We start from the raw sequence: 10,256 nt of genomic DNA, 5'->3' as shown, positions 1-10,256 counted from the left end.
GGCGCAGGATGCCTGAATAGTTATCCGCAGAGATCACAAAGACCGCAAAGAAGCTGCCAATCTGCGCCTGATCTGCCTGACGATGAAAAGACCGCTTTTTGTGGTCGCGTGCGCCATCACGAGTTGGCTTACAGTCAGACAACCCGCCATCCCGTAATATAACCAATCGTTCGGTGAACATATCAAGGAAGAGATTCCCGTTGTCGTGAACACGCCCACCATACGGATGATGACCGATAGGAGAAGAAAGAAGATGCGACGTACGATAGCCCTCGGCCTGCTGGTTGTGCTGATGAGTACCCTCATCAGCGGCTGCGCAGGCGCTCCCCCCGCCAACACACCGGCCGCGGCCCCCACGACGGCGGCCGCCAACACGCCTGCCGCCCCCACCGCAGCCGCCCCGGGCGATTCGATGCCGGCCGGAGGCGCCTTGCGCTTCGTGACCGTAGCCGGCGCGAATGAGGCTCGCTACCGCGTGCGGGAACAACTGGCCAATCGCGATCTGCCCAGTGACGCGATCGGCGCAACGAAGGACGTCAGCGGTACGCTAACCGTTGACGCGGCCGGCAAGGTGCTGGCTGACCAGTCGCGCTTCGTCATTGGCCTGGCGAGCCTCAAAAGCGACTCCGGCCGCCGCGATGGCTATGTGGCCAGCAATGTGCTGCAGAGCAACCGCTTCCCCACCGCCGTCTTCGTGCCCACGGCCGCCAATGGCCTGCCCGCGCCCCTGCCGGCGTCTGGTCAAGGCACGTTCGAGCTGAGCGGCGATCTGACCATCCGCGATGTCACGCGGCCAGTGACCTGGCAAATCACGATTACGCGTGAGGGCGATAAGCTCTCCGGTACAGCCGCCACGAGCTTCACGTTCAAGGATTTCAACCTGACGCAGCCGCGCGTACCGGTTCTGCTCAGCGTGCAGGACACGATCAAGCTGGAATTCGACTTCCAGCTGCAGCTGGCGGGGGCGTGACCCTCTTTTCGGGCCTCGTCGCGCAGTTTAGCGGCGCGGCCAACGCCCTGACCCAGGCGCAAGCCCGGGTCAGGGCGTCAAACCGGCCGTTGATTGATCTGATCAACGGCAATCCCACGCAGCACGGCCTGCAATTTCCCGCGGTCATCTTGCAAACTGCGCTGCAGCAGGCGCAAGCGGCCGCGGCCCTCTATCATCCCCACCCCAAAGGGCAGGCCGTCGCCCGTGCGGCTATCAGCGCCTATTACGCGGCCCAGGGCGCGCGCTTCGACCCGGAGCAGATTCTGCTGACCCCAGGCACCAGCCAATCCTACTGGTATCTGTTTCAACTGCTGGCGGACCCCGGCCAGGAAATTTTGACGCCGCAGCCGTCCTATCCCTTGTTCGACTACATTGCCGCGCTGTGCCGCGTCACGCTGACGCCTTATCCCCTGGCGCGCACGTCAACCGGCTGGGCTGTGGATACGGCGGCGCTGGCCGCGGCTGTCACCCCACGCACGCGCGCGATCGTCCTGATCTCGCCGCACAACCCCACCGGCCATGTGGCCTCCGCGGCCGAGGTGGAGGCGCTCGTGGCGTTGGCGCAGGCTCACCGTCTGCCCATCATTGCCGATGAAGTCTTCTGCGAGTTCATCTTTGGCGCGGGCCAGCATCACCGGCCGGCTCGACTGAGCGATTCGGCTGAGACTTCGGCGAGCTCAGTCGAGCCGCTCATCGAAGCCTCGCCGAAGTCGGCCAACCATGCGGCGCCGTTGGTTTTCACGCTCAATGGGTTCTCCAAGATGTTGGCTCTGCCAGGCGTCAAGCTCGGCTGGATTGCCGTCAGCGGCGAACCGGCCCTGGTCGCGACGGCTGTCGCCGCGCTGGAAACCATCGCCGACACGTTCCTGGCGACGCATGAGATGATTCAGTGGGCCGCGCCCGCGTTGCTGGCGCAGGGACAGGCGTTCCTGGCCAGCTACCGGCAGCAGATTGCCGCCCGCGCGGCGTTGGCGCACGAGCTGCTGGCCGGCGCGAATCGTTTCCGCGTCACGCCGGCCGCCGGGGGCTTCTACCTCACGCTTGATGTGAGCGAACTGACGCGCAACGATGAGCACCTGGCGCTGGATCTGCTCTTGGAAACCGGCATCCTGACCCACCCCGGCTGGTATTACGATATGCCCATGCCCAGTCTCGTCCTCTCGTTCCTGTCCGAACCCGACAGGCTGGCCGCGCATCTACCGCGTTTGCGCGCCTATCTGGAAGCCTACTGAGCGTCTGAATCCCCATTCCGCCGCGGCCGCGGCCTGGCCTCGGCCGCCCACCAGAGTACGATGATGGCGAAGATGGCCAAGGCGCCCAGGGCCAGCAGTTTGGTCAAGCGCGCGTTGATGAAGAGCGCCAGGGCGCCGAAGAGCGCGCAGAAGCCATAGTAGGCGAGCACAATCTGGCGCTGGCTAAAGCCCAGGTCGAGCAAGCGGTGGTGCAGGTGGTCGCGCGCGGACTGGTAGGGAGATTGTCCCCGGCGCATCCGGCGCCAGATCAGCCAGGCGACGTCGAGGATGGGGAGGCCGAGCACCAACAGCACGGTGGCGACGCGTGCGCCGCCCATGATGCCCAGGCTGGCCAGGGCAAAGCCGAGGAAGAACGCGCCGGAGCTGCCCATGATGACGCTGGCCGGATTGAAGTTGTAGGGGAGAAAGCCGAGCACCGCGCCCAACAGGGCCAGCGGCAGCAGCGCCACGCTTGTCTGCGGCGGCTGCGCGCGGAAGAGCATATGGCCGGCCACCACCAGGCAGAAGATGGCGGCGACGCCCGCGGCCAGGCCGTCGAGTCCATCCAGCCAATTGACCGTGTTCATCATGCCGGCAAACCAAAACAGAGTCAGCAGCCAGACGATGGGCCAGGCAAAGCCCTCCGCGCCGCCAAAGGGCTGATTGGTGAACGGGTTGTTGACGTGCTTGATGAAGATCAGGCTGGCAATGCCGATCAAACCGGCCGCGACCTGCACCACGGCCTGGGGCCAGGCTGGGAGCTGCAGGCGGTCATCCAGCAGGCCAAAGAGGAAGACCAGCGTGCTGCCCACGAGCAAACCGCGCAGGCGCGTGGATTCGTTCGGATCGGCGCTGGCGGGGAAGAAGGCGGGGAAGGCCAACGTCACCAGCACGGTGAGGAGAAACGGCGCGAACAGCGCCAGTCCGCCCAGGCGCGAGAGCGTGCCGGTATGGATACGGCGCGGCGCGGGCGCGTCGGCCATGCCCAGGCGCAGTCCCCAGCGCCGCGCCAGCGGCGTCAGCGCCAGGGATAATCCAAATGCCAGCAGAAAGACCGCAATGAATGGCAAGAGCGTGGCCTACGGCTGCAAGCGGTTCAACATGCGGGGGAAGGCGCCGGTTTCGCGCACATGATCGAGGCCGCAAATCCAGGCGACCGTGCGCTCGACGCCCAGGCCAAAACCGCTGTGGGGCACGGAGCCGTACTGGCGCAGTTGGACGTACCAGTCGTAGGCGTCGGCCGGCAGCTTGTGCTTCTCGATTGCGGCCATGAGCTTCTGCGGATCGCTCATGCGCTCACTGCCGCCGATGATCTCGCCGTAGCCTTCGGGCGCCAGCAGGTCGGCGCTGCGGCAGACTTCGGGCCGATCTGGCTCTGGCTCCATGTAGAACGCCTTGACCTCGGTGGGGAAGTGGTGGACGAACAGTGGCTTCTCGAACTGCATCGTCAGGTAGGTTTCGTGCGGCGCGCCAAAGTCGTCGCCCCAGGTGATGGCGGTCAGCGGATCGTCGTTGGGCGGTACGGTGATGCCCTGCGCCGCGGCGGCGTTGATCATGGCGACGGCGTCATCGTAGTGTAGGCGCTCGAACGGCGCGGCCACTTTCTGCAGATGGCTGATGTCGCGCTCCAGCACTTTTAGTTCGACCGCGCGTTCCTTGAGCACGGTCTGCACAATGTAGCTGACGAACTGCTCCTCAACTTCCAACAGCTCTTCCAGCGTGCAGAAGGGGATTTCCGGCTCCACCATCCAGAATTCCTGCAGATGGCGCCGCGTCTTGCTCTTTTCGGCGCGGAAGGTGGGGCCGAAGCAGTAGACCGGGCCGAAGGCGAAGATGTTGGCTTCGTTGTAGAGCTGGCCGGTCTGCGCCAGGAACGCGGGCGTGCCGTGGTAGTCAATCTCAAAGAGCGTGGTCGTGCCTTCGCCCGCGGCCGGCGTCAGGATCGGCGTGTCTACGAGCATGAAGCCGTTGCTGTCCAGCCAATCGCGAATGGCCTTGATGATCGTCGCGCGCACGCGCATGATGGCCCACTGGCGGCTGGAGCGCAGCCACAGGTGGCGGTTGTCCATCAAGAACTCGACGCCGTGCTCCTTGGGGCTGATCGGGTATTCATCCGCAATTTGCACCACTTCCAGGTCAGTCACATCCAGCTCAAAACCACCGGGGATGCCGGGCGCGCGTTCTTCGGCGCGCACCGTACCGCTGACGATCAGGGACGATTCCTGGGTCAGGCGCCGCGCAGCGTCGAACGCGGCCTCGCTGACATTCTTCTTGAAGACAACGGCCTGGCAGATGCCGCTGCCGTCGCGCACCTGCAGGAATTGCAGGCGACCCTTGTCGGTCTTGTTGTACAGCCAGCCGCGCAGCGTCACCTGCGCGCCGGCATGGTCTTTCAGATTCTCGATACGAACGATGGGCATGTTTTTCTCCTCATGGATGCTGTGCATAAGTCCTGGATATTATACCACCGCCGTTGGATCTGTCGTAGAAGAAGACCTTGCGCCGTTGCTATACTGATTCAAACAACCAATGTCTATGGACGCAAAAAAGGATGCAATTCTATTGACATATTTAACAATTTCATGTAAGATAGTGAGCAGAAATTCATTTTGTTTGCATAATTGTTTCCTTCCCCTATCGAGGTGCTGTCATGTTAGTCGAGTTTAGAATCAAAAACTTTCGTTCTTTTCGTGAAGAAGCGATCCTATCAATGGTAGCAAGCCCGGACAGGACCCTTCTCGAAAACACCGTTCTTGCTCCTGAGTTCGGCGGGCGCAGTCTGCTGCGCAGCGCAGTCGTCTACGGCCCGAATGCTGCCGGGAAATCGAACTTGATAGCGGCCGCTGGTTTTGTGGATAGGCTTGTCAATACATCCATGGAGCGGAAACTGAACAGTCTTATCGAGGTAACTCCGTTTCTGTTGGTTACGGAACCAAATACGGCCCCTTCTGAGTTTGAGATCACGTTTATTGACAGCCAGAAAGTACGTTATCAGTACGGCTTTCATGTGACGGCAAGGGAGGTGGTGCGCGAGTGGTTGGTGGCGTATCCCAAGGGGCTGCCGCAAACCTGGTTTGAACGAGAACAGGCCGGAAGCGCCGAACATTCCTGGTACTTCGGGCGCAACCTAAAAGGCAAAAACAACCAGGTGGCCGAACTGACTCGGCCAGACGTGCTCTTTCTATCGAATGCGGCTAAACTGAATCACCGTCAGCTAGAGCGCGTGTTTGAGTGGTTCCAGAGGAGTCTACGGGTAATTGGCGCGGATGAGCTTAGTCCTTACCTTCATAGCTACTCAGCTGCTCGCGCCAGAGAAGATGAACCGACGCAGGAGCGCATGCGCCGCCTCATGGCCGCTGCCGATTTTGGTATTTCGGGCTTCGAAGTACGTGAGGAAACCTATACCGAAAAAGATCTGCCTGAGGAGTTGCCCGCCGCGCTGCGTAACCAGTTGATCAACCAAAAACACCTGGATGTCTTCATGCGTCACCCTGTCGGGACCGAGGCTGAAGTAGCACTGCCGCTAAAAGAGGAATCGAATGGTACGCAGCGCCTGTTTGCCTTAGGTGGGCCGCTCGTGGAAGTGCTGGAAAAGGGTTGGACGCTGTTTGTGGACGAGCTCGATGCCAGCCTGCACCCACTGCTGGTGCGTGATCTGGTTGAGTTGTTCCATAATCCCCAGACCAATCCCAAAGGTGCCCAGTTAATCTTCAATACCCACGACACCACGCTGATGGACAACGATCTGTTCCGGCGCGACCAGATCTGGTTTGTGGAGAAAGACCGCCAGGGCTGCTCGCACCTTTATCCCCTGCTCGACTACAGCCCGCGTAAGGATGAAGCGCTGGCCAAGGGTTATTTGCTTGGCCGTTATGGCGCGATTCCCTTTCTGGGCGAACCGCTGTGGGGAGATGCGCAGCATGTCCAAGCGTAGACCGGATAGCCACAAACTGCGCCGGCACGAACGGGCAATGACTTCCTATGATCGCCGGCCAGGCAGCCGTTCGCCTGGCCGCTGCATTTTGATCGTCTGTGAAGGGGGAGAAACCGAACCAAATTACTTTGCCAGCTTGCGGAACCATCTCAAGCTGCCTACCATCAGCATCAAGATCAAAGACCGCTTCGGCGCGCCGATCAGCTTGGTGAACGAAGCCCAGAGACAGATCGAGAAGCGACAGCAGGATATCCGGGTCCGCGGCGCCAATCTTCCCGAGTTCGATGCCGTTTGGTGTGTGTTTGATGTGGAAAACCCGCGCCATAATCAAACGTTTGATCGGGCAGTGCAGGTCGCAGATGAAAATGGTTTTCATCTGGCTGTCTCCAACCCGGCCTTTGAGTTTTGGTATGTCTTGCATTTTGAGCGCACTACCCGTCCGTTTGCTGACGGCGACGAGCTCAAAGAATACTTGAGACGCCACATTCCAGGTTATCAAGCCGCCATGTCGGTTTTCGATAAGCTGCTTCCGTCTACTCCGATGGCGTTGCAGCATGCCAGGAATATTCTCGAGAACCATCCCCAAGGTGAACAGCGTTTCCCGAACCCATCCACGCAAGTACACTTGTTGGTGGAAGAAATGATTGAGATGAGCTCGAGTGGCCGCCAGCATTTAAGGTAGGTGGGAGGAGTTTTCGGGAAGCAGCGGCGCGGGAATGCCAGGCGGATGTATAATGCGGCCAGACTCTTACCCAGTACGATGCCCCCGCCCAATGCGCAGCGTTCAGGGTTGGTCGAACATCACCCGGATGTTCTGCTCGGCCAGTGTCACCGTGCGCGCAATGCGCCGGGCGCGCGTCTCTGGCCGCTTCGCCGATGCGATCCAGTAGAGGATGCCCTTTCGCGCCGATGCGCTGAAGCCATGCCAATGCCGCTCGGCCGCGGGATGGGCTGCCAGCGCGGCCGCAAAATCATCGGACACAGCAAGGTCATCGCTGGCATCCGCGGCCGTCCAGGCCCCGTTCACCACGGCGAGTTCAATCGCCGCGAGACCGGCTGGCGTCATCAGCCCTTGCTCGATCAGCCGCGTCACCCGCTCCTTGTTGCTCTTCGCCCAGGGTCCCCGCGGTTTGCGTGGGGTGAAGACCTGCTTGAAGCGCATCGCGTCCAGCGCGGCTGTCTTGCTGTCAATCCAGCCGAAACAGAGCGCTTCCTCCACGGCCTCTTCGTAGGTCACACCGGGTCCGGGGCTGTTCTTCTTGTGGATGATGAGCCAGACGCCGGGTGAGCTGGCGTGGCGCTCAGCCAGCCACGCGCGCCAGGCTGCGCGCGTGGCTGGCGCGAACGTATCAAAGGCTGCGCTCACCGGTTGCGGGGTCATTTTGGAGTCGCCCTCCGCAGGTAAAGTCACGTGGCCGCTGGCCCCTGCCAGCCTCGCCAGCGGCATCAGGCTGCGCGCCGGCCCACAAAGCTCACGGCGATCTTGGCGGCCAGCGCTGCGTTGTTGAGAACGAGTTGGATGTTGGACTCGAGCGAGTCGCCGCCAGTGAGATCCTTCACCCGGCCCAGGAGATAAGGCGATACCTCCTTGCCCTTGATGCCGAGCGCCGCGGCTTCCTGAACAGCCTGCTCAATGGCGGCGTCTATTTCGGCCTTGTCCATGGCAAACTCGGCGGGTATGGGGTTGGCGACGAGTACGCCGCCTTTCAGGCCCAGATCCCATTTCGCCTTCAGGACGGCCGCGATCTCCTCCGGGCTGTCCAGCCTGTAGTCAACCTTGAAGCCGCTTTCCCGCGTGTAGAACGCAGGAAACTCGGAGACGCCGTAGGCGATGACGGGAACGCCCTTGGTCTCCAGGTACTCCAGGGTGAGGCCAATATCCAGGATAGACTTCACGCCGGCGCAGACCACGGCCACATCCGTCGCGGCGAGTTCATCAAGGTCGGCCGAGACGTCCATGGAGGTCGTCGCCCCCCGGTGCACGCCGCCGACGCCGCCGGTCGCAAAAACCCTGATTCCGGCCAGGTCGGCCACGATCATGGTGGCTGCCACCGTTGTGCCCCCATCCTTCCGCCCCGCCACCACGAAAGGCAGGTCCCTTCTGGATGTCTTGATGATGCCGGCGGCGCTGCCGAGATGCTCGAGCTCCTCCGGGGTCAAACCTACTTTCAGCCGACCGCCGATGATGGCGATCGTGGCCGGGACCGCCCCATGCCGCCTGACAGTCTCCTCCACCAGGCGCGCCGTCTCCACGTTCTGCGGATAGGGCATGCCGTGAGAGATGATGGTGGACTCCAGGGCCACCACGGGCAAGCCCTGCGCCAGGGCCTCCTGTACGACTGGTGCTCTGTCAAGATACTGTTCAAACTGCTTGCCGTAGCTCATAGTTTCCCTCCATGATTTCCCGTATGGTTTCCGGACTGATGGCTTGGCTGACGGCGTCTCCCGCTGCCAGAGCCAGGAGCGCCGCGCCTGTGCCAAACACAGCCGCTTCGGCCGTGCTGAGGCCCGCGAGTTCGGCGTGCAAAATGCCGGCCACGAAGGCGTCTCCGGCCCCGGTGGCGTTGCCGACCTGCGCGGCCATGGCCCTGACGATGCCACATTCGACGCCATCGCTAAAGTAGACGCCTTCGGCGCCGAGCGTGATGAAGACTTTGGCTACGCCCGCTTCGTGAAAATACTCGGCATTCCTTCTGAGGCCAGGGTGGGACGCTGCGCTGAGGCCGGTGAGCGCCTCAGCTTCCAATCGGTTGGGCTTGATGCAGTAGAAGCGCCCCAACAGGCTTTTCACCTTCAGCGCCTTCGTCACCGAAACCAGATCCAGGTACTTCTTCTGGCCTGTGATCAGGCTTGTCCCATAGTCCAGAGCCTCCAGGGTCAGGTTGGCGTCGAAGACGGTGAGCCTTCCTCCTGCGAGGAGTTCCCGATTCTCTCTTAAGTAGCCTGCATCCAGCCTGTTCAGTATCGCCATGGAGGATACCGCCACCGCCATGTCTCGGTTCTCATCCAGCACCGACAGGTAGATCCCGCTTGACTCACCGGGCGCCCGTCTTACGTACTCGATGTCCACCCCCGATCGCCGGGTGTCCACGAGGAGCTTTTCTCCATAGACATCATCACCCACCACGGTGAGGAGCTTCACGGCAACACCCAGGCGCGCTAGATTCTCGGCGATGTTCCTGCCCACGCCTCCAGCAGAAGAGGTCACCAGGCCCGGATTTGAGTCCCTCTGTTTCAGTGTTTTGAATGGCGCCCCGGAGATGTCTATGTTGGCGCCTCCGACCACGGTGACATACCCCGCGTCATCCAGGACTTGGCTCTTTCGTTCACGCATAACACCCTCCCCAGGGCATTGTCAGCGCCTGAGCTGCTGATCAGCTTGTACCATCCCTCATCTCGCTGATTTGTTGTGGCGCGTCAAGCTGCGGGTGGCTGATCGCAAGGGCGAACGACCGCTCGCCCTTACCGCACCTGATTATACCCCATATGTGGAGAGGGGCGCAGCTTTCGCTTCACGCCAGCGCAGTGCAAGGGCTGTCCGTTGTTCGCTCAATGTCGCGGCGACGAGGCGCCTGCATCGCACATGCGCCAGGTTTTCATCAGCGATCATCGCTCTGCGCTTGCCAAAGCGCGCACCTATGCCCAAACCCCCCAGTTCCGTGAAGACCTGAAGCTGCGTTCGACCATTGAGCGCATCATCGCAAATCTCGTCCGTTACCATGGGGCGCGCCGCGGTCGGCGCCGTGGCCGGGTGATGTGCGATTACCAGGCCAAAATGTGCGCCACCGCCTTCAACCTCCGCCAGTGGATTCGTCGCTTGGAGCGCCAGCCTCAAACTCCCCCCGCGGTATCTACACCCTGACCAAGGGCGGAGTGCGCCCTTCGACCGGCGAAGGATGCACAAGAAGCCTGGGCGATGCGGAAAATCGGGCGATTGGCCCTTTCTGAAGCGTAAATTGACCCGAAAACACCCCTCACACCCCTCACCACCAAGCACTACTTACCATAACACGAAATCAGAGGCTCTGCAAAGCACCTCAGCCGCCGCTCCACCTCAATTCTGCAACACTCTCCCGCAGGCGATTCGTTGTCTTGCGAC

The 10,256-nt window shown here is 61.6% G+C and carries 11 protein-coding genes; 5 read left to right on the top strand and 6 right to left on the bottom strand.

The window, feature by feature from the left end:
• Nucleotides 1-181, bottom strand: a 181-nt coding sequence (locus ACPQ6D_RS23480; protein ID WP_423226788.1) for a hypothetical protein, incomplete at its 3' end; no start/stop codon positions are given.
• Between the two features lie 72 nt (nucleotides 182-253).
• Here ACPQ6D_RS23480 and ACPQ6D_RS23475 point away from each other — a divergent pair.
• Together ACPQ6D_RS23475 and ACPQ6D_RS23470 are read left to right on the top strand one after the other, a co-directional pair.
• The gene (locus ACPQ6D_RS23475) at nucleotides 254-970 is read left to right on the top strand and encodes a YceI family protein (protein WP_423226787.1); all 717 of its coding nucleotides are present in this window, start codon (nucleotides 254-256) and stop codon (nucleotides 968-970) included.
• Nucleotides 967-2,223 carry a pyridoxal phosphate-dependent aminotransferase gene (locus ACPQ6D_RS23470; RefSeq protein ID WP_423226786.1) on the top strand — a complete coding sequence of 419 codons (1,257 nt, stop codon included), beginning with the start codon at nucleotides 967-969 and terminating at the stop codon, nucleotides 2,221-2,223. Before ACPQ6D_RS23475 ends, ACPQ6D_RS23470 begins: the two co-directional genes overlap by 4 nt.
• Here ACPQ6D_RS23470 and ACPQ6D_RS23465 read toward each other — a convergent pair.
• Both ACPQ6D_RS23465 and asnS read right to left on the bottom strand, forming a co-directional pair.
• A complete protein-coding gene (locus ACPQ6D_RS23465; RefSeq protein ID WP_423226785.1) occupies nucleotides 2,217-3,293 on the bottom strand; it encodes a glycosyltransferase family 4 protein in 1,077 nt (358 codons plus the stop codon). The genes ACPQ6D_RS23470 and ACPQ6D_RS23465 overlap by 7 nt on opposite strands.
• Nucleotides 3,294-3,302: 9 nt before the next feature.
• The gene (gene asnS, locus ACPQ6D_RS23460) at nucleotides 3,303-4,643 is read right to left on the bottom strand and encodes an asparagine--tRNA ligase (RefSeq protein WP_423226784.1); all 1,341 of its coding nucleotides are present in this window, start codon (nucleotides 4,641-4,643) and stop codon (nucleotides 3,303-3,305) included.
• A gap of 230 nt (nucleotides 4,644-4,873) precedes the next feature.
• On the opposite strand from asnS, the gene ACPQ6D_RS23455 reads away from it, so the two are divergent.
• Together ACPQ6D_RS23455 and ACPQ6D_RS23450 are read left to right on the top strand one after the other, a co-directional pair.
• On the top strand, nucleotides 4,874-6,157 hold the full coding sequence (locus ACPQ6D_RS23455; protein WP_423226783.1) for an AAA family ATPase: 1,284 nt from the start codon (nucleotides 4,874-4,876) through the stop codon (nucleotides 6,155-6,157).
• Nucleotides 6,144-6,839: an RloB family protein gene (locus ACPQ6D_RS23450; protein WP_423226782.1), complete on the top strand. Its 696-nt coding sequence runs from the start codon at nucleotides 6,144-6,146 to the stop codon at nucleotides 6,837-6,839. The genes ACPQ6D_RS23455 and ACPQ6D_RS23450 overlap by 14 nt, the downstream gene beginning before the upstream one ends.
• A 102-nt stretch (nucleotides 6,840-6,941) precedes the next feature.
• On the opposite strand, the gene ACPQ6D_RS23445 is transcribed toward ACPQ6D_RS23450, so the two are convergent.
• The 3 genes from ACPQ6D_RS23445 to ACPQ6D_RS23435 form a co-directional block, all read right to left on the bottom strand.
• The gene (locus ACPQ6D_RS23445; protein WP_423226781.1) at nucleotides 6,942-7,538 is read right to left on the bottom strand and encodes a YdeI/OmpD-associated family protein; all 597 of its coding nucleotides are present in this window, start codon (nucleotides 7,536-7,538) and stop codon (nucleotides 6,942-6,944) included.
• A 65-nt stretch (nucleotides 7,539-7,603) separates the two neighbouring features.
• A complete protein-coding gene (locus ACPQ6D_RS23440) occupies nucleotides 7,604-8,542 on the bottom strand; it encodes a pseudouridine-5'-phosphate glycosidase (RefSeq protein WP_423226780.1) in 939 nt (312 codons plus the stop codon).
• A complete protein-coding gene (locus ACPQ6D_RS23435; RefSeq protein ID WP_423226779.1) occupies nucleotides 8,520-9,491 on the bottom strand; it encodes a carbohydrate kinase family protein in 972 nt (323 codons plus the stop codon). Before ACPQ6D_RS23435 ends, ACPQ6D_RS23440 begins: the two co-directional genes overlap by 23 nt.
• Nucleotides 9,492-9,641: 150 nt before the next feature.
• Here ACPQ6D_RS23435 and ACPQ6D_RS23430 point away from each other — a divergent pair, with 150 nt between their 5' ends.
• Nucleotides 9,642-10,019, top strand: coding sequence for a transposase (locus ACPQ6D_RS23430; protein ID WP_423226789.1), 378 nt, complete (start codon nucleotides 9,642-9,644; stop codon nucleotides 10,017-10,019).
• The last annotated feature ends 237 nt before the right edge of the window (nucleotides 10,020-10,256 follow it).

The sequence above is a fragment of the Candidatus Amarolinea aalborgensis genome, assembly GCF_900491745.1.
Classification (GTDB): Bacteria; Chloroflexota; Anaerolineae; order SSC4; family Amarolineaceae; genus Amarolinea; species Amarolinea aalborgensis.
The sequence above is the reverse complement of the archived record's forward strand: the minus strand, read 5'-3'. Positions and strand labels throughout refer to the sequence as shown.